The 25,950-nt window shown below is 68.0% G+C and carries 28 protein-coding genes and 1 pseudogene; 20 read left to right on the forward strand and 9 right to left on the reverse strand.

Annotated elements, in window-relative coordinates; all coding sequences use genetic code 11:
* Positions 1-4: 4 nt before the first annotated feature.
* The 5 genes from ACOQFS_RS06265 to ACOQFS_RS06285 all read left to right on the forward strand — a co-directional run bounded on the left by ACOQFS_RS06265 (position 5) and on the right by ACOQFS_RS06285 (position 6,079).
* Positions 5-1,834 (forward strand): hybrid sensor histidine kinase/response regulator, encoded by a 1,830-nt coding sequence (locus ACOQFS_RS06265; protein ID WP_421562038.1) that lies wholly within the window; start codon positions 5-7, stop codon positions 1,832-1,834.
* Between the two features lie 138 nt (positions 1,835-1,972).
* A complete protein-coding gene (locus ACOQFS_RS06270; protein ID WP_421562039.1) occupies positions 1,973-2,665 on the forward strand; it encodes a hypothetical protein in 693 nt (230 codons plus the stop codon).
* Positions 2,658-3,428, forward strand: coding sequence for an N-acyl amino acid synthase FeeM domain-containing protein (locus ACOQFS_RS06275; RefSeq protein WP_421562040.1), 771 nt, complete (start codon positions 2,658-2,660; stop codon positions 3,426-3,428). The genes ACOQFS_RS06270 and ACOQFS_RS06275 overlap by 8 nt, the downstream gene beginning before the upstream one ends.
* Positions 3,425-5,050 (forward strand): FAD-binding oxidoreductase, encoded by a 1,626-nt coding sequence (locus tag ACOQFS_RS06280; RefSeq protein ID WP_421562041.1) that lies wholly within the window; start codon positions 3,425-3,427, stop codon positions 5,048-5,050. The genes ACOQFS_RS06275 and ACOQFS_RS06280 overlap by 4 nt, the downstream gene beginning before the upstream one ends.
* Positions 5,051-5,146: 96 nt before the next feature.
* Complete coding sequence (locus ACOQFS_RS06285; RefSeq protein ID WP_421562042.1) at positions 5,147-6,079, forward strand: MBL fold metallo-hydrolase; 933 nt, start codon at positions 5,147-5,149, stop codon at positions 6,077-6,079.
* 136 nt (positions 6,080-6,215) lie between these two features.
* On the opposite strand, the gene ACOQFS_RS06290 is transcribed toward ACOQFS_RS06285, so the two are convergent.
* The 3 genes from ACOQFS_RS06290 to ACOQFS_RS06300 all read right to left on the reverse strand — a co-directional run bounded on the left by ACOQFS_RS06290 (position 6,216) and on the right by ACOQFS_RS06300 (position 9,532).
* Positions 6,216-6,647 carry a hypothetical protein gene (locus tag ACOQFS_RS06290; protein ID WP_421562043.1) on the reverse strand — a complete coding sequence of 144 codons (432 nt, stop codon included), beginning with the start codon at positions 6,645-6,647 and terminating at the stop codon, positions 6,216-6,218.
* 145 nt (positions 6,648-6,792) lie between these two features.
* Positions 6,793-7,401, reverse strand: coding sequence for a DUF4124 domain-containing protein (locus ACOQFS_RS06295; RefSeq protein ID WP_421562044.1), 609 nt, complete (start codon positions 7,399-7,401; stop codon positions 6,793-6,795).
* 145 nt (positions 7,402-7,546) lie between these two features.
* Positions 7,547-9,532 carry a transglycosylase SLT domain-containing protein gene (locus tag ACOQFS_RS06300; protein ID WP_421562045.1) on the reverse strand — a complete coding sequence of 662 codons (1,986 nt, stop codon included), beginning with the start codon at positions 9,530-9,532 and terminating at the stop codon, positions 7,547-7,549.
* A 14-nt stretch (positions 9,533-9,546) separates the two neighbouring features.
* On the opposite strand from ACOQFS_RS06300, the gene ACOQFS_RS06305 reads away from it, so the two are divergent.
* The 5 genes from ACOQFS_RS06305 to ACOQFS_RS06325 all read left to right on the forward strand — a co-directional run bounded on the left by ACOQFS_RS06305 (position 9,547) and on the right by ACOQFS_RS06325 (position 11,884).
* Positions 9,547-10,119, forward strand: a complete 573-nt coding sequence (locus ACOQFS_RS06305; protein WP_421562046.1) for a 5-formyltetrahydrofolate cyclo-ligase — start codon at positions 9,547-9,549, stop codon at positions 10,117-10,119.
* A gap of 131 nt (positions 10,120-10,250) precedes the next feature.
* Positions 10,251-10,943, forward strand: coding sequence for a glutathione S-transferase family protein (locus ACOQFS_RS06310; protein WP_421562047.1), 693 nt, complete (start codon positions 10,251-10,253; stop codon positions 10,941-10,943).
* A gap of 7 nt (positions 10,944-10,950) precedes the next feature.
* On the forward strand, positions 10,951-11,259 hold the full coding sequence (locus tag ACOQFS_RS06315) for an NIPSNAP family protein (RefSeq protein ID WP_421562048.1): 309 nt from the start codon (positions 10,951-10,953) through the stop codon (positions 11,257-11,259).
* Between the two features lie 59 nt (positions 11,260-11,318).
* The gene (locus tag ACOQFS_RS06320) at positions 11,319-11,594 is read left to right on the forward strand and encodes a DUF1778 domain-containing protein (protein WP_421562049.1); all 276 of its coding nucleotides are present in this window, start codon (positions 11,319-11,321) and stop codon (positions 11,592-11,594) included.
* Entirely contained in the window at positions 11,591-11,884 is a 294-nt protein-coding gene (locus tag ACOQFS_RS06325; protein WP_421562050.1) for a type II toxin-antitoxin system RelE/ParE family toxin, read from the forward strand. Before ACOQFS_RS06320 ends, ACOQFS_RS06325 begins: the two co-directional genes overlap by 4 nt.
* A gap of 15 nt (positions 11,885-11,899) precedes the next feature.
* On the opposite strand, the gene ACOQFS_RS06330 is transcribed toward ACOQFS_RS06325, so the two are convergent.
* On the reverse strand, positions 11,900-12,364 hold the full coding sequence (locus ACOQFS_RS06330; protein WP_421562051.1) for a hypothetical protein: 465 nt from the start codon (positions 12,362-12,364) through the stop codon (positions 11,900-11,902).
* A gap of 31 nt (positions 12,365-12,395) precedes the next feature.
* Positions 12,396-13,289, reverse strand: a complete 894-nt coding sequence (locus ACOQFS_RS06335) for an OST-HTH/LOTUS domain-containing protein (protein ID WP_421562052.1) — start codon at positions 13,287-13,289, stop codon at positions 12,396-12,398.
* A gap of 41 nt (positions 13,290-13,330) precedes the next feature.
* On the opposite strand from ACOQFS_RS06335, the gene ACOQFS_RS06340 reads away from it, so the two are divergent.
* The gene (locus tag ACOQFS_RS06340) at positions 13,331-14,581 is read left to right on the forward strand and encodes a multifunctional CCA addition/repair protein (protein ID WP_421562053.1); all 1,251 of its coding nucleotides are present in this window, start codon (positions 13,331-13,333) and stop codon (positions 14,579-14,581) included.
* Between the two features lie 52 nt (positions 14,582-14,633).
* Here ACOQFS_RS06340 and ACOQFS_RS06345 read toward each other — a convergent pair whose 3' ends face one another.
* Together ACOQFS_RS06345 and ACOQFS_RS06350 are read right to left on the reverse strand one after the other, a co-directional pair.
* The gene (locus tag ACOQFS_RS06345; RefSeq protein ID WP_421562054.1) at positions 14,634-15,275 is read right to left on the reverse strand and encodes an NrsF family protein; all 642 of its coding nucleotides are present in this window, start codon (positions 15,273-15,275) and stop codon (positions 14,634-14,636) included.
* A pseudogene (locus ACOQFS_RS06350) lies at positions 15,272-15,823 on the reverse strand (sigma-70 family RNA polymerase sigma factor); the annotation flags it as partial. The pseudogene ACOQFS_RS06350 and the gene ACOQFS_RS06345, both read right to left, overlap by 4 nt.
* Positions 15,824-15,993: 170 nt before the next feature.
* On the opposite strand from ACOQFS_RS06350, the gene ACOQFS_RS06355 reads away from it, so the two are divergent.
* The 4 genes from ACOQFS_RS06355 to ACOQFS_RS06370 all read left to right on the forward strand — a co-directional run bounded on the left by ACOQFS_RS06355 (position 15,994) and on the right by ACOQFS_RS06370 (position 18,543).
* Positions 15,994-16,287, forward strand: coding sequence for a DUF2282 domain-containing protein (locus tag ACOQFS_RS06355; protein WP_421562055.1), 294 nt, complete (start codon positions 15,994-15,996; stop codon positions 16,285-16,287).
* A 33-nt stretch (positions 16,288-16,320) separates the two neighbouring features.
* Positions 16,321-17,211: a DUF692 domain-containing protein gene (locus ACOQFS_RS06360; protein ID WP_421562056.1), complete on the forward strand. Its 891-nt coding sequence runs from the start codon at positions 16,321-16,323 to the stop codon at positions 17,209-17,211.
* Positions 17,202-18,002 carry a DNA-binding domain-containing protein gene (locus tag ACOQFS_RS06365; protein WP_421562057.1) on the forward strand — a complete coding sequence of 267 codons (801 nt, stop codon included), beginning with the start codon at positions 17,202-17,204 and terminating at the stop codon, positions 18,000-18,002. The genes ACOQFS_RS06360 and ACOQFS_RS06365 overlap by 10 nt, the downstream gene beginning before the upstream one ends.
* 61 nt (positions 18,003-18,063) lie before the next feature.
* Positions 18,064-18,543, forward strand: coding sequence for a DoxX family protein (locus ACOQFS_RS06370; RefSeq protein ID WP_421562058.1), 480 nt, complete (start codon positions 18,064-18,066; stop codon positions 18,541-18,543).
* Here ACOQFS_RS06370 and trxC read toward each other — a convergent pair.
* Complete coding sequence (gene trxC, locus ACOQFS_RS06375) at positions 18,532-18,969, reverse strand: thioredoxin TrxC (RefSeq protein ID WP_421562059.1); 438 nt, start codon at positions 18,967-18,969, stop codon at positions 18,532-18,534. The two genes, ACOQFS_RS06370 and trxC, sit on opposite strands and share 12 nt — an antisense overlap.
* 321 nt (positions 18,970-19,290) lie before the next feature.
* On the opposite strand from trxC, the gene otsB reads away from it, so the two are divergent.
* The 3 genes from otsB to otsA are packed head-to-tail and all read left to right on the forward strand — an operon-like array spanning position 19,291 to position 23,260.
* On the forward strand, positions 19,291-20,031 hold the full coding sequence (gene otsB / locus ACOQFS_RS06380) for a trehalose-phosphatase (RefSeq protein WP_421562060.1): 741 nt from the start codon (positions 19,291-19,293) through the stop codon (positions 20,029-20,031).
* On the forward strand, positions 20,028-21,833 hold the full coding sequence (locus ACOQFS_RS06385) for a glycoside hydrolase family 15 protein (RefSeq protein WP_421562061.1): 1,806 nt from the start codon (positions 20,028-20,030) through the stop codon (positions 21,831-21,833). The genes otsB and ACOQFS_RS06385 overlap by 4 nt, the downstream gene beginning before the upstream one ends.
* A gap of 47 nt (positions 21,834-21,880) precedes the next feature.
* Positions 21,881-23,260: an alpha,alpha-trehalose-phosphate synthase (UDP-forming) gene (gene otsA / locus ACOQFS_RS06390; protein ID WP_421562062.1), complete on the forward strand. Its 1,380-nt coding sequence runs from the start codon at positions 21,881-21,883 to the stop codon at positions 23,258-23,260.
* An 89-nt stretch (positions 23,261-23,349) separates the two neighbouring features.
* Here otsA and ACOQFS_RS06395 read toward each other — a convergent pair whose 3' ends face one another.
* Positions 23,350-23,544: a DUF2905 domain-containing protein gene (locus ACOQFS_RS06395; protein WP_421562063.1), complete on the reverse strand. Its 195-nt coding sequence runs from the start codon at positions 23,542-23,544 to the stop codon at positions 23,350-23,352.
* Between the two features lie 110 nt (positions 23,545-23,654).
* Here ACOQFS_RS06395 and ACOQFS_RS06400 point away from each other — a divergent pair, with 110 nt between their 5' ends.
* Positions 23,655-25,073 (forward strand): ethanolamine ammonia-lyase subunit EutB, encoded by a 1,419-nt coding sequence (locus ACOQFS_RS06400; RefSeq protein ID WP_421562064.1) that lies wholly within the window; start codon positions 23,655-23,657, stop codon positions 25,071-25,073.
* 39 nt (positions 25,074-25,112) lie between these two features.
* Positions 25,113-25,892: an ethanolamine ammonia-lyase subunit EutC gene (eutC, locus tag ACOQFS_RS06405; protein ID WP_421562065.1), complete on the forward strand. Its 780-nt coding sequence runs from the start codon at positions 25,113-25,115 to the stop codon at positions 25,890-25,892.
* Positions 25,893-25,950 lie beyond the last annotated feature (58 nt).

A 25,950-nucleotide genomic window follows, 5' to 3' on the forward strand; every position in this document is an offset into this window, starting at 1 on the left:
CACCATGCGCGACGACGCCTGGACCGCCCGCATGCGCGCCGAGCAGGCGCGGCTGATCTACCGCAACTACCCCTTCACGCTGAGTGCGAACCTGGGCCTGTGCCTGCTGGTGGCCGCCGCGCTGCGGGGCACCGTGCCACCGGCTTTCCTGATCGCGTGGTGCGCGGCGGGGGCCGCCCTCACGGCCAAGGGCGTGTGGGACTACCTGCACCACCGCCTGTTGGTCTCCACCCCCGCGCCGCAAGACGTCGACGCGGCCCAGCAGCGCTTCGCCCTCATCGCCTGGGGCACCGGAATCCTTTGGGGAGCGGCCGGGCTTGCCCCCTCTCTGGTGCCCGCCAACCAGGTGCAGCAGGTGCTGTTTCCGGCGATCACGGGCATGGCCTTTGGCGGGGCGGCCTTCCTGTCCACGGACCGGCGGCTGTTCTATGGCTACATCGTTCCCATGCTGGGCCTGACCCTGCTGGGCGTGGCGGGCATGGAGCCTGGCGCCCGGGTGCTGTTTGTCAGCCTGACCCTGGCGCTGGCCTTCGCCACGCTGGCGTTCGCGCACAACGTGCACGCCATGATCGAGCGCTCGCTCACGCTGCGCTTCGAGAACATGGACCTGATCGATGCGCTGAGGCTGCAGAAGGAGCAGGCCGACTACACCAACCTGTCCAAGTCGCGCTTTCTGGCGGCAGCCAGCCACGACCTGCGCCAACCCATGCACGCCCTCGGCCTGCTGTTCGAGTCGCTGCGCCCGCGCATCGACGACGCCGCCTCGCAGCCCCTGCTGCTCAGCATCACCGCCACCATCCACACGCTGGAAGAGCAGTTCAACGCCTTGCTGGACATCTCCAAGCTCGATGCCGGGGTGATCCCCTGCGAGGTGCAGCCCATGGCGCTGTGGCGCACGCTGGCGCGCATCGAGGCCGAGTTTGCGCCCGTGGCCGAGCGCAAGGGCCTGCGCTTTGCGCTGCACGGCCCGGGGCCAGGCACCACCGTGCGCAGCGATGCTGCGCTGCTCGACCGCATGCTGCGCAACCTGGTGAGCAACGCCATCCAGCACACACAGCGCGGCACGGTGCTGGTGGCCTGCCGCGCGCGCGCCGGCGCGGTGTGCATCGAGGTGCGCGACAGCGGGCCCGGCATCGCCCCAGCGCTGCACCGCGAGATCTTCCAGGAGTTCTACCAGGTGCAGAACACCGAGCGCGACCGCAGCCACGGCGTGGGCCTGGGCCTGGCCATCGTCGACCGGCTGAGCCGCATGCTGGACCACCCCGTCTCGCTGCGCTCGGCCCCGGGCTGCGGCTCCACCTTCACCGTCACGGTTCCGGTGTGCCCGGCCGCCCCAGCCGCCCCGGCGGCTGCGCCGGACGCACGCGCGGCGGCCCCCTTGCCCGGCACCGGGCTGCAGTCGCTGCGCGGGCGATCGATTGCGGCCATCGACGACGACCCCATCGTGCTGGAGGGCATGCGCCAGCTTTTCGAGCACTGGGGCTGCACCTGGACCGCAGCGGCCAGCGCCGACGAGCTGCTGGACCGGCTGCGTGCGGGCGCGCCGCTGCCCGAGGTGGTGATCAGCGACTACCGCCTGCGCGGCGGAGAGAACGGCGCGCAGGCCATCGCCAAGGTGGTGCAGTTCTGCGGCCGCCCGGTTCCCGGCATTCTCGTGACGGGCGACACCGCGCCCGAACGCCTGCGCGAAGCCCAGGACAGCGGGCATGCCGTGCTGCACAAGCCGGTGCGTCCGGGCAAGCTGCGTGCCCTGCTGCTGCATCTGCTCGACCGCAGTGCGACTGCAACTGCAACTGCAACTGAAACTGCGATGACGACTACGACTAAGACTTAAGTCTTAGCCGCTCAGTGCTATGGCCCGGGCGCCCGTTTTGGCCTGAAATCGGGCCATGTCCGCTCTCTCCTGCCCGGCCCCCGGCCCTTCGTGCCCTCGTCCCGCGCTCCGCATACCTTCAACACCCCGCCGCGCACCATGGACACCGCGTTGAGGCGCACGCCCGAGCGCGCCGTGATTGCCGCCAGTCTCGCCCTCACCCTGCTGCAGATCGGCTTTGTCGACGCCTCGTGGCTGCTGGCCATCGTGCTGCCCTTGCAGTGGGCGCTGGTGCTGCGTCCCATTGAGCGGCGAGAATGGGCCATGTTTGCCCTGGTCGGCCCCTTCTTTGTGGCCCAGAACTACATGGCCCTGCGCTCGGGCGCGTTCGCCTTTCGCCAGCAGGACTTCCTGCTCATGCCCTGGCACGAACCCCTGCTGTGGATGGGGTGGTATCTGCACCTCGTGCGCTTTGTGGGCGAGCCGCAGCACAGCGTTCCGCTGGGCCGTGCCGCCTGGCTTGGCCTGTTGCTGACCGTGCTGGCGTTTTCCGTGTTCGGCAGCGACACGCAGGCCCTCACCGTGGCGTCGTCGGTGTCGTGCGCAGTATTGCTGGCGATGTTCCACACCCGCGCTGACCTGACCTACGCCGCGAGCGCCGTGGCCCTGGGCGCGGTGGTGGAGGGCGTGGGCCTGGCCACGGGCCTGTGGCACTACCCCGCGTTGGCGTCAGGCGCCGTGCCGATCCCGTTCTGGTCGCTCACGATGTGGATGTCGGTGGGCATTCTGGGCCGCCGCTTTGTGGTGCCCGTGGCCGAAAGGCTGGCCCTTGCAGGAGCGCGCCATGCGTGATCACGGCCCAGCCCCGGCGATTCAGCGCCTGGTCCAGACGCTGACCGGGCGCGCGAAGCGCGACGCGCCGTCGAGCACCCTGTTCATGCACCCTGATCTGGTGCCGTACGCGCCCGGCCAGGGCTTCAAGATTCGCGTCGCGCGGCGCTCATCGGTGCTGCAGGATGCCCTGGGCCTGCTGAACCGGCGCTATCAACAGCGGGGTTATGGCTCGCAGACGCTCACCCTTTCGCCAGAGCGCATGACCATCGTGGCCTACGAGGAGCAGCAGGTGATCGGCACCCTGACGGTGCAGATCGACACCCGCCAGGGCCTGCTGTCCGACGAGTGCTTCAAGGCGCCGCTGGACGTGTTCCGCGCCCGGGGGGCGCTGCTGTGCGAATTCACCAAGCTGGCCACCGCGCCCCACGCGCCCATGCCCGCCACGCTCGCGTCCATGTTCCACGTGGCGTTCATCTTTGCGCACCAGGTCAACCACGCCACGCATGCCGTGGTAGAGGTCAACCCCCGCCATGTGGCGTTCTACAAGCGGGTGCTGGGCTTTGCCGACCAGGGCGCCAAGGCCGAGAACCCGCGCGTGAAGGCGCCCGGCGTGCTGCTCGTGGGCGACTTCGCGCAGCTCGGGCGTCAGCTGCGGTCGCGCGGCCACCGCGGGCCGGGCGAGCCGCCACCGTTCTTCTCGCACAGCTTTTCGAACGCCGAGGAGCAAGGCATCCGCGAGCGCATCCGCGCGGCGCTGGCGCAGCAGGGAGTGGCGCCTTGAGCGCGCTGCCGCAGCAAGGCGAGGCCCTGGACCGCGCGCTGGCCGAATGGCGCGCCACGCTGGGCCACGACGCCGTGCTAACGGCCCCGGCAGCGGCCGAGCGCTACGGCCCGGGCAGCACCCGCAGCATCCCGGCCGCACTGCGCCCCGCCGCCGCGTCGGGCGTGGCGCACGCCGTGTGCATTGCGGCGCGCCACCGCATTCGCCTGCACCCGGTCAGCACCGGGCGCAACTGGGGCTATGGCGGCGCCAGCCCGCCCTCAGACCACTGCGTGGTGCTGGATCTGTCACGGCTCAACCGCATCCTGGCGGTGGACGGCGAACTGGGCACGGTGACCCTGGAGCCGGGGGTCACCCAGGGGCAGCTGCGCGCCCACCTGGACCAGCTCGGCCTGCCGCTCATGGTGCCCACCACCGGCGCCGGCACCAGCACCAGCCTGGTGGGCAACGCGCTCGAACGCGGCTACGGCATCACGCCGCACGCGGACCACTTCGGCGCCGTCATGGGCCTCGAAGCCGTACTGGCCGACGGCAGCCTGTACCGGCCCCGGCTGGCCAGCCTGGGCGGCGAGCGCATGGTGCCCGCCTACAAGTGGGGCATCGGCCCCTATCTGGACGGGCTGTTCTCGCAGTCGAATTTCGGCGTCGTCACGCAGATGACGATTGCGCTGGCCCGGCGCCCGCCGCATGTGGAAGCCTTCTACATCTTTCTGGACCGGCCGGACCAGCTGGCACCGGCCATCGTCACGCTGCGCGGCCTGCTGCGCTCCATGGGCGGCGTCATGGGCGGCGTCAACATCCTCAACGGCTACCGCCTGGCGTCGATGGCCTGCCCCTACCCCGCAGACGCGCTGGCACGCGGCGAGCCCCTGCAGCCGCAGGAAGTGGCGGCCCTGCTGCAGGCCCACCGCCTGGGCGCCTACCTGGTCGTGGGCAGCGTCTACAGCGAAGCCCCCGTGGCCCGCGCGGCGATCGCGGCCATCCGGCGCGCATTTGCCCCCTGCAGCGGGCGCAGCCTGCGCCTCACACGGCGCAAGGCCGCGCTGCTGCAGGGCCTGGCGCAGCGATTTCCACGCGTGGGCGCATGGCTGGGCCTGGGCCAGGACCAGGCTGCGCGCATGCTGAGTGCGCTCGACCTGATGGAGGGGACGCCCGACGACCTGGCGCTGCGCCTGCCCTACTGGAAGACCGGCACCCCCCTGCCGCCCGACCTGACGCGCGGCCTGCAAACCGGTGAACGCGGCCTGATCTGGTACGCCCCCCTGGTGCCCATGCTGCCCGACACCGTGCTGGCCTTCGAGGCCATGGTCCACCGCGTGTGCCTGGCACACGGCTTCGAGCCACTGATCACCCTCACCAGCCTGTCGGAGCGCTGCTTCGACAGCTCGGTGCCGCTGCTCTTCGACGGCCGCTCGCCCGCCGACACAGAGCGCGCCTGGCGCTGCTTCAACACCCTGTTCGCAGAAGGACGCAAGCTGGGCATCGTGCCGTATCGCGTGGGCTCGCAGGCCTTTCACACGCTGCAGGGCTCCGAGCCGCAACCCGGCCTGGACCTGGCCCGAAGGCTCAAGCTGCTGCTGGACCCGGACGGAATCATCTCCCCGGGGCGCTACAACCTGTGACACGCTGCGCGTGCCGCGCCGCGCACCTTTGCGGGTTTTGGAGAACGCGCCGCGCGGCGCACTGCGGTACGCTGCGCCGTCACCACTTGCCGTCCCATGCCCAGCTCCGCGCCCCACGACCTGCTCCCCCCCGAAATCACCGTGCTGGAGCGCGGCTGGCTGTCGGCCAACAACATCCTCTTTATCGGCCACCACGACACGGCCATCGTGGACACCGGCTATTGCAGCCATGCCGACCAGACCGTGGAGCTGGTGCGCAGTGCGCTCGCGGGCCGCGCGCTGGACCGCGTGCTCAACACCCACCTGCACAGCGACCACTGCGGCGGCAACGCCGCGCTGCAAAAGGCCTGGCCCGGTGCGCTCACCGCCATCCCGCCCGGCCAGGCCGACCACGTGCGCCAGTGGGACGCCTACGCGCTCAGCTATACCCCCACGGGGCAGGAATGCCCGCCGTTTCGGGCCGACACCCTGCTGATGCCCGACTCGTGCGTGCTGCTGGGCGACAAGCCCTGGCAGGTGCATGCCGCGCCGGGGCACGACCCGCATTCGGTGGTGCTGTTCGAGCCCCAGGGCCGGGTGCTGATCTCGGCCGACGCGCTGTGGGAAAACGGCTTTGGCGTGGTGTTCCCCGAGCTGGAAGGTGATGACGCGTTTGCCGACGTCGCCGCCACGCTGGACGTGATCGAAAAGCTGTCGCCCCAGGTCGTCATCCCCGGCCACGGCCCCGTGTTTGCCGACGCCCCCCGCGCCCTCGACGGCGCCCGCCGCCGCCTGGACGGCTTTGTGCGCAACCCCGGCAAACACGCGCTGTATGCCGCCAAGGTGCTGCTGAAATACAAGCTGCTGGAATGGCAGCAGATCACCCTGCCCGACCTCACGGCCTGGGCGCGGGGCACGCCGTATTTCGGCATGCTGCGCCAGCGGCATTTCGGCGATCAGGCCGAGGGCGAGTGGCTGTTGAGCCTGGTGGATGAGCTGGTGCGGTCAGGGGCGGCGTTGCGGCGGGGGGAGATGCTGCACAACGCGTGATGTGGCTTGGCCGGGGTGGGGTGGGGTGGGGTGGGGTGGGGTGGGGTGGGGTGGGTGGGGTGGGGTGGGGTGGGGTGGGGTGAGACAGCTTTGGGCCCGTTGCGGTCGCTCGGAAATCCATGGTCGCTGCATGTCTCTAGTACCGCGCTTCGCCACCACTTCTTAATTCTCTCGCCCGATCATGCGGCGCGCAGTACCCATAGGCCATGGCCTCGTAGCTCTTCCCCGTGTCGTCCTCAATGACAACCAGCGCGCTGTAGAGCTTGCCCCACGTGGTGATCGGAATCGTCCGATCCTGAGGAGGCGCCGGGTCAAAGTTAAGATGGATCGTCGTGCGCGTAATCCGAGTGTGAGTGATATGCCGCGCATCCAGATGACGTTTAAGTCGCATGGCGTAGCCTGCCAAGAGTTTGTCAAAGGCTGCATTTGCAGGATTGATGGTCTCGGCGACAAGATTGAGACTGACCTCCGCAGTCTGACAGCTATAGGCTAGCTGGCACAGGCGACCAATGCCCCAGTATCCCGCCACGTAATTGTTTCGACTTATGAATGATCCAAGTAAGTCCAAGGCAATGCCCTGGAGCTGCCTACGTCTCGTCATGTTAGTAAATCCCGTATCGTGAGGCTGAAGGCAAGCCAAGTTTCGAGTGGCAGCTCCTGGCCGCAAGCAGGCGCCGGTTTGTGTTTCCAGCCCCCGGCCCCGCATCGCCCCATCAATGCTTGAACTGCTTGTCGCACCCCGTCACATGGTTGTAGCTGCTCGACATGCACTGGTAGAACGATTTCTTGTTGCCCGACGAGGCCTGGCAGTCTGACACGCTGTATTTGCCGCGGGCCTCGCGGATCTTGGGGGCCGTCTTGTCGAAGTCGGCCTGCTTCATGTAGCCGTCGCGCACGTTCTTCTGGCCCACTTCCAGCATCTGGTCGGCCTGGTGGCGGATGTTGTCGACGGCGGCGGCGCAGTTCAGCGGCACCTGCTTGCCATCCACCTTGCCCAGCGATTCCTTGAGGGCCTCGCCGAACTCCGCCACTTCTTTGGGAATCTTCTTGGTGCCGTCGGGGTTGTACTCCTGCTGGGCACGCGCGCCCGCGCCGCCCTTGCCCGACGATGACGACGATGACGACGATGACGATGTGCTGCCGTTGTTGCCGTGCAGCTTGAGGGGCTCGGCGTCCTGCTTGGCGGGTGGGGGCTGCGAGCCGTAATGGGTCTTGCCGTTTTCGTCCACCCACTTGTAGACGGGTTGCGCCTGGGCAGCCCCGCTCGCCACCCACAGCGCCGCTGCGGCAGCGGCCATCGTCATCACAGTCCATCGGCGCATCGTTACCCCTCCAAAAAATATCCATCAAAATCGCCTTCAGCGCTTATCCACAAAGCGCTAATAGCTATCTTTTTTATAGCAACCCGCTGTTCTGGCCGTTTTACGTTTGCCCGCTGCCGGCAGGCGGCCGCAAGCGCGGTCCGGGTCAGGGCAGGTCCTTGTTCACCTGGGGCGCCGCAGCATCGCGCGGGCCCACGGTGCCCAGGCGGCCCTTGAGCGACTGGGGCTGGCCGGTGAGCATGGCGGCGTAGTTGGTGGTGTTGGCCAGCACCTTCTTCACGTAGTCGCGGGTTTCGGCAAAGGGCACGTTTTCGGCCCAGATGGCGGCGTCCAGCACCGGGCCGTTGCGCCAGTTGCGCGGGCGGCCCGGGCCTGCGTTGTAGGCGGCGGCGGCCAGGGGCATGGAGCCCGCAAAGTCATCCAGCGCGAGCTTGAGGTAGGCCGTGCCGATGGTGATGTTGGTGTCGCGGTCATTGATCTGGTCGGGGGTGAAGTCGGCCAACCCGATCTTCTTGGCTGTCCAGCGGGCCGTGGCCGGCATGACCTGCATCAGGCCCGAGGCGCCGACGTGCGAGCGCGCGTCCATGATGAAGCGGCTCTCCTGGCGGATCAGGCCGTAGACGTAGGCAGGGTCCAGCCCGATGCCGTTCGAACGCTCCACCACCGCGCTGCGAAACGGCGTGGGAAAGCGCTGCTGCGTGTCGACGACGCTCCGGGTGCGTTCGCTGGTGTTGATGCAGCGGTCCCACACCTCGCGCTGGCAGGCGAAGTCGGCGGCGGCCAGCAGTTCGCGGTCGCCCATGCCGCCGCTCTGGTGCAGGTTGGTGGTGTAGTTCCATTCGCGCACGCCTTCGCTGCGCAGGCCCAGCAGGATGGCGTACAGGCCGCGGTTGAGGCCGGGGTTCATGCGCGCTGCGGCTTTTTCTTCGGCCGTGAGGGGCGCGGGCGCGGGCGGCGTGGTGATGCGCAGGCCCAGCTCTTCCATGGCCAGCATTTCATAAAAACCGCGCGTGCTGGCAATGCCTTCGAGCAACTGGCGGGCCTCGGCGCGTTCGGCGTCGCCGGGCTTGCCCGCCAGCAGCGCGCGCGCCTTCCAGTACACCCAGGTGCTGTCCTGGCGGGCATCGGGGCTCATCGCGTCCACCGCCTTGCCCACGGCCTTCCACTGGCTGGCGCGCAGCGCGGCGCGCACCTTCCAGCCCAGCAGGTCGTCGTTCAGGTCGGTGTCCTTGGTCACGTTGGCAAAGTAGCCTGCGGCGCCGGGCGAGAGCTTTTGCGCCGCAGACTTGCCGATCACGCCCCAGGCCCAGTTGCGCTCTTCGGGCGACAGGTGCACGCTCCACTTGCTGTCCAGCTGGCGGGCGGCGCCGTCGGGGTCGCCGCCCGCCAGCTTGATGAGGGCCAGCAGCACGAGCTCCTGCCGCGCATTGCCCTGCGCCGTGGCGCGCGAGAGCAAATACTTGGTGGGCGCGTCCAGCACGTCCTTGAGCTGGGGCAGCGAATCCGGCGAGACGATTTCGACCGCATTGCGCACCGCGCGCGGCCGGTTGGCCTCCGCCGCCAGGCGCGCCTTGCGCCAGATGTCGAGGTCGCTGAGCTTCTTGTAGCCATACAGCTCGCGGGCCGCGTGGGTGCAGCCGTCGTCGGCGTCGCGCAGCGCATACCAGTTGCTGCGCACCTCTTCGCCCACGTTGACTGGCGCCGTGCCTTTGATCTGATCGATCAGCAGGGCATAACAGCGCACTTCGCGGTCGTCCGACATGCGAAAGTGGGGGTGCTGCTCGGCAAACAGCGCCCAGTTGCGCCGCTGGCCCAGCAGCAGCAGCCAGTCGTTGCGCATGCGGTCTTCCTGGTAGCTGCCGGCGTAGCGCTGCATGAAGGCCTGGATCTCGGCGGGCTGGGCCTCGGGCAGGCGCGCCTTGAGCTCCCAGTAGGCGGCCCAGGGCTCCAGCGCATGGCCGCGTGCGGCGGGCAGCAGCTGGGCCAATTTGTTGCGATCTCCCTTGCGGAACGCCTGCTGCATCTCCAGCAGGGTGTCGTCCCCCTTGCCGTTCTGCGCGTGGACAACAGGGGCCGCCGTGGCAAGCACGGCGCTGGCGACAAGCGGTGTCAGAATTCGAAACAATTGCATGGGGGAATTATGTGATGGACAAAGCAGCCCTTCGGCGCGCGTTGGTAGAAGAACGCCTCAACCTGCCCGACCGCCTACAGCGGTCCGACCTGCTGCAGCAGGTGATGCGCATCTGGCTGGTGAACCGGCCTGACACCGTGATCGGCGCCTACTGGCCCATCAAGGGCGAATTTGACCCCCTGCCGGCCCTGCACCGCTGGAAGGAAGACGGCGAGCTGCTGGACGAACCGCTGCGCCGCCGCATCGGCCTGCCCGTGGTCAACAAGCAGCACAAGACCCTGACCTTCCACGCCTGGTACCCCGGCTGCCCCATGGAGGAAGACGCCTACGGCATCCCCAAGCCCAAGGACACCGAGGTCATTGTGCCCACGCTGCTGTTCGTGCCTTGCGTGGGCTATGCCGCCGGGGGCTACCGGCTGGGCTACGGCGGTGGCTTCTATGACCGCACCCTGGCCACGCTGCAGCCCCAACCGTTCACCGTCGGACTCGGTTTCACCAATGGGTTCATTGACGAGTTCGAGCCCGAAGAGTTCGATCTGCCGCTGGACGCCATCCTGAACGACAACGGCGTGGTCTGGCCGGTGTGATTCTGCGCAGGTCGGCGCTTCGGGGCCGGTGATGCGTGCTGCGCATCATTGGGGCCGCGTTTTGGCATCGCTGGCGCAGCACCGAGCGGCTAGCATGGCAGGCTGACCTTTCACTTTTTCAGGTGCCTTTCATGCCCAAGCTCTACATCGGCAACAAGAACTACTCGTCCTGGTCCATGCGCCCCTGGGTGCTGCTCAAGCAGGCCGGCATTGCGTTTGACGAAGTGGTGGTGCGCTTCGACAGCTTCGAGGCCGACTCGGAATTCAAGCGCACCCTGGGCCCCGTGAGCCCCACGGGCAAGGTGCCGGTGCTGGTGGACGGCGACCTGGTGGTGTGGGACACGCTGGCCATCGCCGAATACGTGGCTGAAACCTGGTCTGACAAGCAGCTGTGGCCCGCCAACCCCCGGGCGCGCGCCCGCGCCCGCAGCGTGTGCGCCGAGATGCACAGCGGCTTCACCGCGCTGCGCGGCAACTGCCCCATGAACATCGAGGCCGACCTGGCCGACACCGGCGCCCTGATCTGGCGCGACAAGCCCGGCGTGCGCGCCGACGTGCAGCGACTGGTGGACATGTGGAGCGCCCTGCTGCAGGAACACGGCGGCCCCCTGCTGTTTGGTGAATTCAGCGTGGCCGATGCCTACTTCGCGCCCGTGTGCATGCGCCTGCACACCTACGCACTGCCCGTGCCCGCCCCCATCAAGGCCTATGTGGACCGCGTGCGCGCCCTGCCGGGTGTGAAGGCCTGGATCGACGAGGCCCTGGCAGAGAAGGATTTTCTGGACTTCGAAGAGCCCTACCGCCTGCGCCACACCGAGGACTGAGCACCCCATGGCCGTCACCATCTACCTGCGCTACGTGCTCAACACGAGCAAGCTCAAGGAGTTTGAGCACTACGGAAAACTGTGGATTCCGCTGGTCGAGAAATTCGGCGGCCAGCACCACGGCTACTTCATGCCCAGCGAGGGCGCCAACAACATCGCGCTGGCGCTGTTCACGTTTGAGAGCCTTGCAAGCTACGAGCGCTACCGCGAGGCGTCGGTGCAGGACGCGGAATGCCAGGCGGCGTTCCGCTACGCCGAGGAGACGGGGTGCATCGTGAGCTATGAGCGGAGTTTTTTCAGGCCGGTGTTTGCTTGAAGATCAGTTAACCCATGTAGCACGAATGTGCTACATTGCGAGGCCTGCAGGAGTCCTCCATGTCCACCACCACCATCCGCCTTGAAGAAGAGATGAAAAGCCGCATCAATGCCGCTGCCGCGCAGGTCGGCAAGACGGCACACGCTTTCATCCTGGATGCCTTGGCCCAGAAGGTGGAGCAAGTGGAGCAGGACAACGCATTCCACGCCCTGGCCGACGAGCGCTGGGCGCGCATCCGCGCTGGCGGCAAGACCGTGGCCTGGGACGACGCCAAGACCTATCTGACGGCCCGAGCCGACGGCCAGCAGCCTCGCAAACCCGCCGCCAAGGCATGACCCGCATCGAGCTGGCGCCGGAGGTGCTGGACGAATTCGACCGCTTCTTCGATCACATCGCGCAGTACGACCCCGGCAGTGCTCCCGAACGCATCGGCGCCATCGTGGACGCCCTGCAGATCCTGTCTCACAGCCCACAGATCGGTCGGCCTGTGCAAGGCGGCAAGCGCGAACTGGTGATTGGTCGGGCCTCTCGCGGGTATGTGGCCCTGTACCACTACGTGGCGCAAATCGACACCGTTTTTGTGCTGGCGGTGCGCAATCAGCGGGAAGCGGGCTTCAAGCGCTGACGTCACGCCCCTCCATCACCGAAACTGCTTGCGCAAAAACGCCTTGTGCCGCGCAATGTGCGCCAGCTGGGCCGGGGCGATGGAGCCGCCCAGGTCTTCGTCCTCGGTGTTGAGCACCTGGTTGGCATAGGCCAGCGCGCGGGCCACCACCTCGGCTTCGCTCACGCCCTGCGGGGCCGCCAGGTCCAGCGCCACGCGGCGCATGGCGCGCTGCGACAGCATCCACATGGCGCCGAAGGAATCCCACGCGGCCGCCATCTCCTTGAACTTGTCGTGCTCGGCCAGGATGTCGTTGAGCGGCTTGGCCAAAATCTCCTGCAAGGCTTCCACCTGCGCCTTCAGCGCCTCGAACTGCGCCTCGCGCTGCAAAGCCTCGGCGGCGGCGTTGGCTTCGGCATCCGGCGCCGGCGGCACGGGGACGCTGCCGTCGGGGTTGAGCTGGGCAATCGTGAGGTGGGTGAGGTCAGACGATGGGGACATGGTGATTCCTGAGAATGCGAAATTCTGCGTTTCACATGCCTTGTGCAGAGCTCCCGTTGAATCTCACACGCGGCGTGATTTTTCGCCCCTCTGGATCGCGCCTCACCATGCCAAAAATGCGGGATTCGTGAATTACCTGCTGCCAACTGGCATAGCCGTAGTTCTCCGGCATTTCATCGGGGTGCGACGAACGCAGCTTTTCGAGCAACTCGCTGAGAGGCACGGTTCCGTCATCGTTCAAGACCACGCCATCCATCGCGCCGCGCAACGCGTGGAATAACGAGGTCGATTCCAGCGGGATTTTTTCTCCAAAAATAGCGGCGCGCCCCGCAGGGCTGGCAAAAAACTCCGCCGCGCTTCGCCGGTGTTCGACCATGACTTTGGCAATTCCCTGAATCTCAAGCCGAAAGCGCTCAGCAGTCTCGTAGCCTGTTTGCAGATGCTCCAGAGCTTGCGCACAACCTTCCACACTCGTCAGGTTAAACCGATCGACAAGGTGGTGCACCCATTCATTGCGCAGCGACACCATCTCACGCATCGATGCCTGCAGTTTCTCAAATGTTTGAGACGACAGCGACACTCGAAAGCTGAAACGAACTGAAAAGCGGTCATCAGGTAGTGCGGGCTCTTTCAATCCCTCGGAAGGCGCCTCGGTATCCGAGACCACCTCACCAAAAAACGCCGAGACCAAGCCCCCTAAGGTCATGGAAGCCAAGCGCTCCTTTTTAAATGCACGGCTCTCTTCATAAACGGCGGCTCCATCACCTGCACGCCCGGAATGGACAGCAGTGACCTCTGCGTCGTGCAGTACTGCCTTCAAAAAGCGTTCTGACTGCTGCAACGACAACATGCAACGTCCCAGCCAGCGCTGTACCTGGCGTTGCGGCTCTGCATATGGGGGCTCGGCATGGTCGATAGATTCCATGGTTGTGATTATCGGAAATCAAGCCCCTCTAAACTCACCCCATGCAAATCTACATGGTGGGCGGCGCCGTCCGCGACAAGCTGCTGGGCCGCCCGGTGAATGACCACGACTGGGTGGTGGTGGGTGCCACGCCCGAGCAGATGCTGGCGCAGGGCTATCTGCCTGTGGGGCGCGACTTTCCGGTGTTTTTGCACCCCCAGACGCGCGAGGAATATGCGCTGGCCCGCACCGAGCGCAAGAGCGGGCGGGGCTACCGGGGCTTTGTGGTGCACAGCGATCCGGATGTGACGCTGGAAGAAGACCTGTCCCGCCGCGACCTTACTATCAATGCGATAGCTGCAACCCCAGATGGGATAAGCGCTGGGGCCATTTTTGACCCTTACTCCGGCGCCAAGGACCTCGAAGCCCGTGTGCTGCGCCACGTGACCGACGCCTTCCGCGAAGACCCGGTGCGCATCCTGCGCGTGGCGCGGTTTGCGGCGCGCTTCACCGACTTCACGGTGGCGCCCGAAACCATGCAGCTGATGCGCGAGATGGTCGAACACGGCGAGGCGAACCACCTGGTGCCCGAGCGCGTGTGGCAGGAGCTGGCGCGCGGGCTGATGGAAGAAAAACCCTCGCGCATGTTCGAGGTGCTGCGCGAATGTGGTGCGCTGGCCGTGCTGCTGCCCGAGGTGGCGCGCCTGTGGGGCGTGCCCCAGCGCGCCGAGTACCACCCCGAGGTGGACACCGGCGTGCACCTGATGATGGTGCTGGACATGGCGGCGCGGCTGGCGGCGCCGCTCACCGTGCGTTTTGCCTGTCTGGCGCACGACCTGGGCAAGGGCACTACGCCGGCCGATGTGCTGCCGCGCCACATCGGCCACGAGGAACGCAGCGTAGCCCTTTTGAAAGATGTGGCCGAGCGCCTGCGCGTGCCGGTGGAGTGCCGCGAAACGGCGGAGGTGGTGGCGCGCGAGCACGGCAACATCCACCGCAGCCAGGACCTGTCTGCCGCCGCGCTGGTGCGTCTGCTGGAGCGCTGCGACGCGATCCGCAAGCCGGCGCGGTTTGCCGACATCCTGCTGGCCTGCGAATGCGATGCGCGCGGGCGTCTGGGGTTTGAAGAATCGGCCTACCCGCAGCGGCCGCGCCTGCTGGCGGTGCTGGGCGCCGTGCAAGCGGTGTCCACGCGCGAGATCGTCGCGCAGGCCGCCGCCAAGGGGCTGAGCGGACCGCAGGTGGGCAAGCAGATCGAACTGGCGCGGGTGGCGGCGGTGGCGCAGTGGCTGGACATGCAGGCCGCGCCCTGAAGCTGCGCACGCTGCAAACGCCGCACACACCCGGGCCCGCCGGGCACACCCCTTACCAGCGCAACAAACGCGGCCCCAGCAACGCGCCCACCGCAGTGGGAATCGCGATGCCCGCGACGTACCACACCGCCAGAAAGGGGGCAGCCATCTCGGGGCAGTGCAGCGCATACACCAGCGCGCCCAGCGCCCCGGCCAGCAGGCCCGCGCCCGCGCCCGCCCAGGCCAGGCGGGTGGGCGCCGCGCCCCTGAGCGCCCAGAACCCCGCCGCAAAGGCGGGCACCGACAGCGCGGCGATGTTGAACGGGCAACCGCGCCAGGTGCTGCCCAGGATGAGGGGCACCCGGTCTGCGGCCGGCGCCTGCGCCAGCGCCATCACGGCCAGGGCCCACAGCACCAGCGGCGGCACGGCCAGCCACAGCGCGGAGCGACCCAGCGGCATGCCCGGGCGGGCCATGCGGTGCAGCAGGGCGAGCCCGGCGGCGGCCAGGGCGGCCGCAAACACCAGCTTGCCCCAGAACATCGGCACCGCCAGGGTTGCGGCCAGGTCGGTCCGCAGTCCGAACAGTGCGAGCATCAGCGCCGCTGCCCCGGCAACCCCCAGCGCGCCGGCCATCGCGAAACGCTGCTCGATGGAAACCGTCTGCACGGGGCGCTGGTCTGCGGCCAGCAGGTGGATCAATTCATCCGTGTTCATGCCATACCTCTGATCTTGGCGGCCAGGGCCTTGAGTCCCCGGTGCACGCCGACTTTGACGGCCGACTCCGACAGGCCCGTGAGGCGCGCCGTCTCGACCACCGACAACCCTTCTACCTTGACATACTCGATCGGCAGGCGCTGCTTGTCGGGCAGCGTCTGCAGCAGCTGCGCCAGGTCGCGCCGCGCTTCCATGGCCTCGCTGTCGCTGTGGGCAAACAGCTCTCCCACGTCGTCCAGCGGGTCGTTGCGCGCCTCCTTGGCGGCATGCGAGCGCAGCCAGTCGATGAGCTTGTAGCGCGCGATGGCGTGCGCCCAGGCCGTCACCGGCATGTCGGGCCGGTAGGTGTGGCGCTGGTTGTGCACGGCCAGCAGCGTCTCCTGCACCAGGTCTTCGACCTCGTCGGGCCGCTGCGCCAGGCGGCGCCGCAAGAAGGCACGCAGGTGCGCACCCAGCTCCTTCAAAAAGCACTGGTAGGCGGCCGCATCGGCCTCAAGCCCTTGCAGCAGCAGGCCCCGCAAGCGCTCTTCAACAATCACCATGGTGTCTCCCTCCTGGGAATTCGGAAGAAAGCGGCATCAGGTTACAGCCTCAGCAAAAAAACAGGCTTGTGGCACACGCGCTGTAACCGGCACCGAGCGCCGCCCGAATTACAACGCAGACCGGGTCGAAACGGCCCGGTCGTCCCCCCTGTCTTTCTTTTTGATTGGAGAAGCTCATGACATCACGCACCCTCAGCATCGGCGCCATCGCTCTCGCCACCCTGGCCTCTGCCTCTGGCGCCGCCCTGGCACAGAACAAGCCCGCAGAAGGCGCCAAGCCCGCCATGGAGAAATGCTACGGCGTTTCGATGGCTGGCAAGAACGACTGCGCCGCCGGCCCCGGCACCACCTGCGCGGGCTCGTCCAAGATGGACTATCAAGGCAACGCGTGGAAGTATGTGCCTGCAGGCACCTGCACCACCATCAAGACACCCAAGGGCATGGGCTCGCTGACACCCATCAAGGCCTGAGAGCCCGGCAAGAACGCGACCAGGCGCTGAACCATGGCCCCGCACCTTCTCACCGCCGGCCTGGGCCTCAAGCCGCAGCACTACGGCGATGCGCTGCATTGCGGCGCGCCCGGCCTGTGGTGGGAGGTGCACCCCGAAAACTACCTGGCCGCCGGCGGCCCACGCCTGGCCTGGCTGGAGGCCATCCGCGCGCGCCACCCGGTGGCGCTGCACGGGGTTTCGCTGTCGCTGGCCGCCGATGCACCGCCCGACGCAGACCATCTGGGCCGCCTCGCAGCCCTGGCGCGCCGCGTGGACCCCGTGCTGGTGTCCGAACACCTGGCCTGGTCGACCTGGCGCGGGCAGTATCTGCCCGACCTGCTGCCGTTTCCGCGCACGCATGCGGCCCTGCAACGCATAGCCGACAACATCGCGCGCACGCAGGAAGCGCTGCAGCGGCCCATTGCGGTGGAAAACCCCTCGCACTATCTGCACATCGACGGCCACGACTGGGCCGAAACCGAATTTCTGGCCGAGCTGGTGCGCCGCACTGGCTGCGCCCTGCTGCTGGATGTGAACAACGTCCATGTCAGCGCCAACAACCTGGGCTACTCGGCCGAGGACTACCTGGCCGACTTTCCGCTGCACGCGGTGGCCGAGATCCATCTGGCCGGCCACCACGCCGACCCGGCACACGGTATCGCCTTGCTCATCGACAGCCACGACGCGCCCGTGGCACCCGCCGTCTGGCAGCTGTATGAACAGGTCATTGCACGCACCGGCCCCATCGCCACGCTGATAGAGCGTGACGACCAGTTGCCCTCGTTTGCCGAACTGCTGGCCGAGCGCGACCAGGCCCACGGCGTGCTTGCGGCCGCCGGACGGGCCGAAGAGGCCGAGGAGGCCGAGCAGCCCAGGGTGCCCGGGGAGGTGCCATGCAGCTGAGCACGTTTCAGGACGGCTTTTCGGGCGCACTTCAGGGCCAGGCCCCGGCGGCGCCGTGGCTGATGGCGCTGCAGGCGCAGCCCGGCTTCGCCGTGTACCGCAACACCGTGCTCAAGGCCTGTGTCGACGCCTTGCAGGCGAGCTACCCCACGGTGAGCCAGCTCGTCGGCGATGACTGGTTTCGTGCCGCTGCCGCGGTGTACGCCCGCGCACAGCCTCCGGGCGATGGGCGGCTGATGGACTATGGCGCGGGGTTTGCCGACTTTCTGGCCGGTTTCGCACCCGCCGCCGGGCTGCCCTATCTGGGTGGCGTGGCGGCGCTGGACCGGTGCTGGACCGAATGCCACCTGGCGGCGGACGCCCCCGCCGCAGACCGCGCCTGGTGGGCGCGCCAGCCACCCCAAGCGCTGGCGGCGCTGCGCCTGCACCCCCACCCTGCCGCCCGCTGGGCTTGGTGCGCCGACCACCCCGCCTATGCGCTGTGGCAGCACCACCGGGACGGCCTGCCCGTGCCCGATGGCTTGGAATGGAAGGGAGACGGCGGGCTCCTCACGCGGCCAGAAGCCGCCGTGGGCTGGCGGTCGCTGCCCAGGGCGGGCTGCGCGTTGCTGGACGCCTGCGCTGCGGGCATGCCGCTCGAAGCCGCAGCCACCGCCGCCCTGACGGCAGAGCCTGGCATCGACCTGGGCCTGCTGCTGGGCGACCTGCTCGATGCCGGCGCGCTCACCCACCGGGGCCTGGTGGCCCAGACCGGGCCCGCGCCACCGTTGCCACAGACCGGCGAGGCGTGACGCACGCATCGCCCGCACTTGCACCAGGGAGCTTCACAGGCCATCGTTTCAGGAGAACACCATGAACACCACCACCCACCTCCACCATGACGACAGCCATGGCCCGCGCGCCGTGTGGGCCCGGCTGACCGACACCGCCGCGTGGCTCACACCGCACAGCCTGCTGGCGCTGGTCAACCGGATCGCCGTGGCGGCGATTTTCTGGATGTCCGGACGCACCAAGGTCGACGGCTGGTTCAGCATCTCCGACAGCGCGTATGCGCTGTTCCGCTACGAGTACCAGGTCCCCCTGCTGCCACCCGAGCTGGCCGCACAAATGGCCACCGTGGCGGAGCACGTGTTTCCGATCCTGCTGGTGCTGGGCCTTTTCACCCGGTTCGCCGCCCTGTCGCTGCTGGGCATGACCCTGGTCATCCAGCTGTTTGTCTACCCCGACGCCTGGCCGACCCACCTGTCGTGGGCGGGCCTGATGCTGTACCTGGTGGGGCGCGGTGCGGGCAACATCTCGCTGGACCGGGCACTGGTCCGCTTAACCCGCTGACGTCTGCACCCAGCGCACGATGTCCGCCGCTGCCAGCGCGCCGGAGACACGCGCCACCTCGCGCCCCTGCTGAAAGACGATCATGGTCGGGATGCTGCGAATGCCGTGGCGCGCTGCCACCGCCTGGTGATCTTCGGTGTTGAGCTTTGCCAGGCGCACCCGGGGTTCCAGCTCGCGCGCGGCCTGGGCAAACGCCGGGGCCATCTGGCGGCAGGGGCCGCACCAGGGCGCCCAGAAGTCCACCACCACCGGAATATGGCTGCGCGCCACATGCTTGTCGAAGCTGGCGGTATCCAGCTCAAGCGGCACACCAGCAAACAGGCCCTGGTGGCACTGCCCGCAATCGGGCGCCTTGCCCAGGTCGGCGGCCTGCACGCGGTTGGTGGTGTGGCAGTGGGGGCAGACGATGTGCAGGGCTTGGGTCATGGCTTTACGCGGCACGGGCCAGCGGGCAGAGGATGGAAGTGAACAGAACAACGCCCCCGGGTGCACCGATGCACAGATGCTCCAGATCGCGCGCTTGGACTACGCCCAGGCGGCGCGGGGTCCTGTGCGGCACCCGGTGGCCTGCAGGTATGGTGTGGGCTTCCCCTGTGGTTTTCAAGCATGCGCTGCTGGCGCCTGGTTCCGGGTTTGATTGCGCCCGTGGCGCGTGCGAGTGCTTGCGAGTGCGTACGTGCGAGTAGCAGACTTGAAACAACCAGGGCCCATGCTCCACCTTCCTTCAATCTGCTATGGTTTTGCCCCATGCAGCTGCTGCCCCTTCTGACACCTGCCCACGCTCTGTTCCTTGATTTTGACGGCACCCTCACCGAGATGGCGCCGCGCCCCGAAGCGGTGCGCATCGCGTCCGGCCTGGTGCCCACCCTCGATGCGCTGCACCGCCACCTGGACGGGGCGCTGGCCATCGTCACGGGCCGCCGTGAGATCGACATCGACACCTTTCTGGCGCCGCTGCGCCTGCCCCTTGCCTCCGAGCACGGCGCGCAATACCGCCTGGGCGATGCGCCCGCCCGCCCCTCCATCGAGCCGCCCGACCTGGCCCCCGTGCTGTGCGCGGCACAGGCGCTGGCCGAGCAGCACGCCGGCCTGCTGGTGGAGCCCAAGCGCGCGAGCGTCGCGCTGCACTACCGGCTGGCGCCACACCTGGAAGATCTGTGCCACGAGGCACTCCTGCTCGCCATCCAGCACCTCGATGGTGTGGAGCTGCTGCGGGGCAAGTGCGTGTTCGAGGTCAAGCCCCGCGGCATCCACAAGGGCCAGGCCATCATCGACTTCATGACCCAGCCGCCGTTTGCAGGGCGCACGCCCGTGTTCGTGGGCGATGACATCACCGACGAAGCCGGATTTGCCGCCGTGCATTCGCTGGGCGGCTTCGGCATCAAGGTGGGCGAGGGCCCCACGGCCGCACAGCACCGATGCATGACGCCGGCCGCACTGCGCGGCTGGCTGTCTTCCGCCAGAACCCAATGGGAGCGACCCGCATGAACGAAGCAGCCACCCCCACCCCGCCCGCCTCTCTCGCGCTGGGCATGATCGGGAATTGCGCCATCAGTGCGCTCATCGACAGCCAGGGCCGCATGGTGTGGTGCTGCCTGCCGCGCTTCGACGGCGACCCGGTGTTCAACGCCCTGCTGCAGCCGGGCGACGAAGGCAGCCATTTCGCCATCGAGCTCGAAGACCTGGCGTCGGCGCACCAGTGGTACGAGCCCAATACCGCAGTGCTGCGCACCCAGCTGTTCGACAAGGCGGGCCACGGTGTGGAGATCACCGACTTTGCGCCCCGCTTTTTCAGCCGCTCACGCTACTTCCGGCCGATGACGCTGGTGCGCCGCGTGCGCGTGATCGAGGGCGCGCCGCGCATCCGGGTGGTGCTCAATGTGCGCTACGACTGGGGCCGCAGCGAACCCGCCATCACGCGGGGCAGCAACCATATCCGCTATGTGGGCGAGCACATGACGCTGCGCCTGTCGACCGACGCGCCGGTGTCGCACGTGCTGTCGGGCCAGCCGTTCGTGATGGCGCACGAGCACAACTTCCTTCTGGGCGCAGACGAAACGCTGACCGAGGGCATCGCCGACACCGCGCGGCGGTTCGAGCAGGAGACCACCGCGTACTGGCGCAGCTGGAGCCGCTCGCTGGCCGTGCCGCTCGAATGGCAGGACGCCGTGATCCGTGCGGCCATCACGCTCAAGCTCTCGCTGTACGAAGAGACCGGCGCCATCGTGGCCGCAATGACCACCAGCATCCCCGAATCGGCCCACAGCGGGCGCAACTGGGACTACCGCTATTGCTGGCTGCGCGATGCGTTCTTCGTGGTGCGCGCGCTCAACAGCATCTCCGAAGTGGGCACCATGGAGGACTACCTGCGCTGGCTGAGCAACGTGGTGGTGGAAGGCGGCGATGGCCACATCCAGCCGCTGTACGGCATCGGGCTGGAGAAGGACCTGCCCGAATCCATCATGCCGCAGCTGGCCGGCTATCGGGGCATGGGCCCCGTGCGCGTGGGCAACCAGGCGGCAGAGCATTTCCAGCACGATGTGTACGGCAACATCGTGCTCGGTTCCGCACAGGCCTTCCACGACCACCGGCTGCTGCACCGCGCGGGCGTGGCCGAATTCACGCGGCTTGAACGGGTGGGCGAGCAGGCCATCCGCGTCTATGGCCAGCCCGACGCCGGCATGTGGGAGCTGCGCACGCGTGCACGCGTGCACACCTCGTCGGCCCTGATGAGCTGGGCCGCGTGCGACCGCCTGGCCAAGGTGGCTGCGGCGCTGCAGCTGCCCGACCGCGCGGCCTACTGGCACGCCCATGCCGAGCGCATGCGCACCGAGATCCTGGAGAAGTCGTGGAGCCCCGAGCGGCAGGCGTTTGCCGAGAGCTTTGGCGGCAACGAGCTGGATGCCAGCGTGCTGCTGATGGCCGAGGTGGGCCTGATCGACCCCAAGGACCCGCGCTTCGTGAGCACCGTGGAGGCCATGGAGAAGAGCCTGTGCGACGGCCCCTACATGCGCCGCTACGAGGCCGCAGACGACTTCGGCAAGCCCGAGACAGCCTTCAACATCTGCACCTTCTGGCGCATTGATGCGCTGGCCCGCATCGGGCGCAAGGCCGAGGCGCGCGCCATCTTCGAGGCGATGCTGGCCGCACGCAACCCGCTCGGCCTGCTGTCGGAAGACACGCATTCCGAGACCCGCGAAATGTGGGGCAACTTCCCGCAAACGTATTCCATGGTGGGCGTGATCAACGCCGCCGTGCGACTTTCGGAGCCCTGGGACTCGGTGATTTGAGCCCACGTCCGACACCGGTTGTTTCAAATTGCAAGGATGATGGCAGGATGAGTAGACTTGTAGTGGTATCGAATCGCCTGGCAGACCCTCGCAAGCCCGCAGCGGGCGGCCTGGCCGTGGCACTGGGGGAGGCGCTGAACCAGACCGGCGGCCTGTGGTTTGGATGGAGCGGCACCGTGGCCGAGAACGGCACGCCGGGCGAGGGCGAACTGCACACGCGGCAGGCCGGCCCGGTCACGCTGGCCACCCTGGATCTGTGCAGCGAAGACCACCACAGTTACTACCAGGGCTACAGCAACAGCGTGCTGTGGCCGGTGTTTCACTACCGGCTCGACCTGGCAGACTTTGACGCCAGCTACATCGCGGGCTACCGGCGGGTGAACAAGCTGTTTGCGCGCAAGCTGCTGCCCCTGCTGCGCGACGACGACACGATCTGGATCCACGACTATCACCTGATTCCGCTGGCGGCCGAGCTGCGCGCCATGGGCTGCAAGCAGCGCATGGGCTTCTTTCTGCACATCCCCATGCCGCCGCCGCTCATCATGGCGGCCATCCCGCAGCATGAGTGGCTCATGCGCTCGTTGTTCGCCTATGACCTGGTGGGCCTGCAAAGCGAGGCCGATGTGTCGCACTTCAAGCGCTATGTGCGCAACGAGGGCAGCGCTGAAGAAGTGGACGACACCCGCGTTCGTGCCTTTGGCGCCACGGTGGCGGTGCAGGCGTTTCCCATCGGCATCGACGTGGAAGAGTTCACCCGGCTCACCCAGGCCAGCGAAGCCGTGGAAACCTACGAGAGCATGCGCGCGGAATACTCGCGCCGCCGGCTGCTCATGGGCATCGACCGGCTCGATTACTCCAAGGGCATTCCGCAGCGCGTGCGGGCCTTCCGCGAATTGCTCGACCGCTATCCCGAGAACCGCGGCAGCTCCACCCTCATCATGATCGCCTCGCCCACGCGCGATGACGTGAATGCCTATGCCGATCTGCGGCAGGAGCTGGAAGGGCTGTGCGGGTCCGTCAATGGCGACTATGGCGAGCTGGACTGGATGCCGGTGCGCTATATCCACCGCATGGTGGCGCGCAAGCGCGTGCCCGGGCTGTGCCGGGCGGCCTCGGTGGGCCTGGTGACGCCGCTGCGCGACGGCATGAACCTGGTGGCCAAGGAATATGTGGTGGCGCAAGACCCGGACGACCCGGGCGTGCTGGTGCTGTCGCGCTTTGCCGGTGCGGCCGAGCAGCTCAAGGAAGCGCTTCTGGTGAACCCCTATGACACCCAGGGCATGGCAGACAGCATCCAGCAGGCCTTGCAGATGCCGCTGGCCGAACGCCAGGCGCGGCACCAGAAACTGATGGAGCGCATCCGCGAGCACGACGTGCACTGGTGGCGCCAGAGCTTTCTCAGCGCACTGCAATCTGCGGGCGCTTGAGCAGCGGGGGCAGCGTCTTCGCGCTGCGGCGCTGCAGCCTTTGTGACCAGACTCCGGTAGCCGGTAACCGGTAACCGGTAACCGGTAACCTAAAGCCACTTGGCCAGCAGGCTGACCACAAAGCTCAACAGCAGCGTGGACGCCAGGGGCACGTCCCAGTCGCGCCCCAGCCACCGGAACCGCAGATCGCCCGGCAGGCGCCCGAACCCCATGCGACGCAGCAGGGGCGACAGCCAGCTGATCAGCATCAGGGCCAGAAAGATGACGAGAAACCAGCGGAGCATGGTGGCGCAAGTGTAGGTGCACAGGATCTCGCGGCACGCGAGAATGTGGCACGGCACTTGCAGCCCATCGCTCATTTCCGCACCCGACTTCTGAACACCCTCTTCCACCCATGGCAGGCAGCGATCACGTCATCCTGGGCGGCCAGCGCTGGCAGTTCGGCGGCCTGCGCGACATGCTGGCCAAGGCCACGCCCCTGCGCTCGGGCGATGTGCTGGCCGGCGTGGCCGCCACCACGGCCGTGGAGCGCATGGCCGCTCGCCTGTGCCTGGCCGACGTGCCCTTGCGCCGCTTCCTGAGCGAGGCGCTCGTTCCCTACGAGACCGATGAGGTCACCCGACTCGTCGTCGACACGCACGACACCGCGGCGTTTGCGCCCATCGCCCACCTCACCGTGGGCGACTTCCGCAACTGGCTGCTGGCGCACGAGACCGACAGCGCCGCGCTCGCCGCCGTGGCGCCCGGCATCACCCCCGAGATGGCCGCCGCCGTGAGCAAGCTCATGCGCAACCAGGATTTGATCGCGGTGGCGCGCAAGTGCCGCGTGGTCACGCGCTTTCGCAACACCATCGGCCTGCCCGGCCGCCTGGCCGTGCGGCTGCAGCCCAACCACCCCACGGACGACCTGCGCGGCATCGCGGCGTCGATGATCGACGGGCTGCTGTACGGCGCGGGCGACGCGGTGATCGGCGTGAACCCGGCCACCGACAGCGTCGCCGCACTCACGGGACTGGTGCAGATGCTGGACGAGGTGATCGCCTCGCTGCAGATCCCCACGCAAGGCTGCGTGCTGACGCATGTGACGAACACGCTGCGCATGGTCGAGCACGGCGCGCCGGTGGACCTGGTGTTCCAGTCCATCGCGGGCACCGAGGCGGCCAACCGAGGCTTTGGCATCACGCTGGCGCTGCTGCAGGAGGCGCGCGCAGCGGCCCTGTCGCTGCGCCGGGGCGCAGATTTTGGGGAGGATGGCATCGGCGACAACGTGATGTATTTCGAGACCGGCCAGGGCAGCGCCCTCTCGGCCAACGCGCACCACGGCGTGGACCAGCAGACCTGCGAGGCGCGGGCCTACGGCGTGGCCCGAGCGTTTGCGCCGCTGCTGACCAACACGGTGGTCGGCTTTATCGGGCCGGAATACCTGTACGACGGCAAGCAGATCATCCGCGCGGGGCTGGAAGACCATTTCTGCGGCAAGCTGCTGGGCGTGCCGCTGGGCTGCGACGTGTGCTACACCAACCATGCCGAGGCCGACTCGGACGACATGGACACGCTGATGACCCTGCTGGGCACGGCGGGCCTGACGTTCATCATGGGCGTGCCGGGGGCGGACGACATCATGCTCAACTACCAGAGCACCTCGTTCCACGATGCACTCTATCTGCGCGACCTGCTGGGGCTGCGCTGTGCGCCCGAGTTCGCAGCCTGGCTGGAGCGCATGCACATCACGGACGAGAACGGGCGGCTGCTGCAGGCGACCGAGCACCACCCGGCGCTGGCGCAGATGCGACGGCTGAAGGTGTCGCCCTGAACAGCCGCCCGAGCGCACCACACCACCCCGAGGCTGCCGATGAATCCCGCACCCGCCCCTGCCATTCCACCCGACCCCTGGAGCGACCTGCGCGCCCACACGCAGGCCCGCCTGGCCCTGGGCCGTACGGGCGCCGCCCTGCCCACGGCCGAGCTGCTGCGCTTTGGGCTGGCCCATGCGCAGGCGCGCGACGCCGTGCACATCCCGCTGGACGCCGAAGGCCTGGCCGCGCAGTTGCAGGCCCAGGGGTGCAGCACGCTGCAGGTGCACAGCGCCGCGCACGACCGCCCGACCTATCTGCTGCGCCCGGACCTGGGCCGGCGGCTGTGCGACGCCGATGCGCACGCGCTGGGCGCGGGCGCTGCCGAGCCCCGCGCCCCCATCGACCTGCTGCTGGTGGTGGCCGACGGCCTGTCGTCGCTGGCCGTGGCGCGGCATGCGCCGCCGCTGGTGGCGGCCATCTGCGAACAGGCGCCTGCGGACTGGGGCATCGGCCCGGTGGTGATCGCCCGGCAGGCGCGGGTAGCGCTGGGCGACGAAGTGGGCGCGCTGCTGGGCGCGCGCCTGGTGGCGGTGCTGATCGGCGAGCGGCCGGGCCTGAGCGCGCCCGACAGCCTGGGCATCTACCTGACCTGGCACCCGCAGGTGGGGCGCAGCGATGCCGAGCGCAACTGCATCTCCAACGTGCGGACCGAAGGGCTGGCGCCCACCGCCGCGGCCGCGCGGCTGTGGTGGCTGTGCCGCGAGGCGCGGCGCCTTGCGCTGACGGGGGTAGGGCTCAAGGACGGCAGCGACGGGCTGACGCTGGCGCAGAGCTGACGCTGGCGGCGGGCATTGATCTGGCGCGCTCACCGTCCGACCGCCCGGGCTGAGCCTG

The organism is Paracidovorax sp. MALMAid1276 (assembly GCF_049198005.1).
Classification (GTDB): domain Bacteria; phylum Pseudomonadota; class Gammaproteobacteria; order Burkholderiales; family Burkholderiaceae_C; genus Acidovorax.

Coding starts and splice junctions, on each gene's coding strand:
- ACOQFS_RS06275 (WP_421562040.1), top strand. CDS start 2,658: ATGCGTGATCACGGCCCAGCCCCGGCGATTCAGCGCCTGGTCCAGACG.
- ACOQFS_RS06340 (WP_421562053.1), top strand. CDS start 13,331: ATGCAAATCTACATGGTGGGCGGCGCCGTCCGCGACAAGCTGCTGGGC.
- ACOQFS_RS06295 (WP_421562044.1), bottom strand. CDS start 7,401: ATGCGCCGATGGACTGTGATGACGATGGCCGCTGCCGCAGCGGCGCTG.
- ACOQFS_RS06335 (WP_421562052.1), bottom strand. CDS start 13,289: ATGGAATCTATCGACCATGCCGAGCCCCCATATGCAGAGCCGCAACGC.
- ACOQFS_RS06400 (WP_421562064.1), top strand. CDS start 23,655: ATGGCAGGCAGCGATCACGTCATCCTGGGCGGCCAGCGCTGGCAGTTC.
- ACOQFS_RS06365 (WP_421562057.1), top strand. CDS start 17,202: ATGCAGCTGAGCACGTTTCAGGACGGCTTTTCGGGCGCACTTCAGGGC.
- ACOQFS_RS06320 (WP_421562049.1), top strand. CDS start 11,319: ATGTCCACCACCACCATCCGCCTTGAAGAAGAGATGAAAAGCCGCATC.
- ACOQFS_RS06345 (WP_421562054.1), bottom strand. CDS start 15,275: ATGAACACGGATGAATTGATCCACCTGCTGGCCGCAGACCAGCGCCCC.
- ACOQFS_RS06355 (WP_421562055.1), top strand. CDS start 15,994: ATGACATCACGCACCCTCAGCATCGGCGCCATCGCTCTCGCCACCCTG.
- ACOQFS_RS06315 (WP_421562048.1), top strand. CDS start 10,951: ATGGCCGTCACCATCTACCTGCGCTACGTGCTCAACACGAGCAAGCTC.
- otsA (WP_421562062.1), top strand. CDS start 21,881: ATGAGTAGACTTGTAGTGGTATCGAATCGCCTGGCAGACCCTCGCAAG.
- ACOQFS_RS06360 (WP_421562056.1), top strand. CDS start 16,321: ATGGCCCCGCACCTTCTCACCGCCGGCCTGGGCCTCAAGCCGCAGCAC.
- ACOQFS_RS06310 (WP_421562047.1), top strand. CDS start 10,251: ATGCCCAAGCTCTACATCGGCAACAAGAACTACTCGTCCTGGTCCATG.
- ACOQFS_RS06330 (WP_421562051.1), bottom strand. CDS start 12,364: ATGTCCCCATCGTCTGACCTCACCCACCTCACGATTGCCCAGCTCAAC.
- otsB (WP_421562060.1), top strand. CDS start 19,291: ATGCAGCTGCTGCCCCTTCTGACACCTGCCCACGCTCTGTTCCTTGAT.
- trxC (WP_421562059.1), bottom strand. CDS start 18,969: ATGACCCAAGCCCTGCACATCGTCTGCCCCCACTGCCACACCACCAAC.
- ACOQFS_RS06265 (WP_421562038.1), top strand. CDS start 5: ATGCGCGACGACGCCTGGACCGCCCGCATGCGCGCCGAGCAGGCGCGG.
- ACOQFS_RS06270 (WP_421562039.1), top strand. CDS start 1,973: ATGGACACCGCGTTGAGGCGCACGCCCGAGCGCGCCGTGATTGCCGCC.
- ACOQFS_RS06395 (WP_421562063.1), bottom strand. CDS start 23,544: ATGCTCCGCTGGTTTCTCGTCATCTTTCTGGCCCTGATGCTGATCAGC.
- ACOQFS_RS06385 (WP_421562061.1), top strand. CDS start 20,028: ATGAACGAAGCAGCCACCCCCACCCCGCCCGCCTCTCTCGCGCTGGGC.
- ACOQFS_RS06370 (WP_421562058.1), top strand. CDS start 18,064: ATGAACACCACCACCCACCTCCACCATGACGACAGCCATGGCCCGCGC.
- ACOQFS_RS06325 (WP_421562050.1), top strand. CDS start 11,591: ATGACCCGCATCGAGCTGGCGCCGGAGGTGCTGGACGAATTCGACCGC.
- ACOQFS_RS06285 (WP_421562042.1), top strand. CDS start 5,147: ATGCCCAGCTCCGCGCCCCACGACCTGCTCCCCCCCGAAATCACCGTG.
- eutC (WP_421562065.1), top strand. CDS start 25,113: ATGAATCCCGCACCCGCCCCTGCCATTCCACCCGACCCCTGGAGCGAC.
- ACOQFS_RS06300 (WP_421562045.1), bottom strand. CDS start 9,532: ATGCAATTGTTTCGAATTCTGACACCGCTTGTCGCCAGCGCCGTGCTT.
- ACOQFS_RS06305 (WP_421562046.1), top strand. CDS start 9,547: ATGGACAAAGCAGCCCTTCGGCGCGCGTTGGTAGAAGAACGCCTCAAC.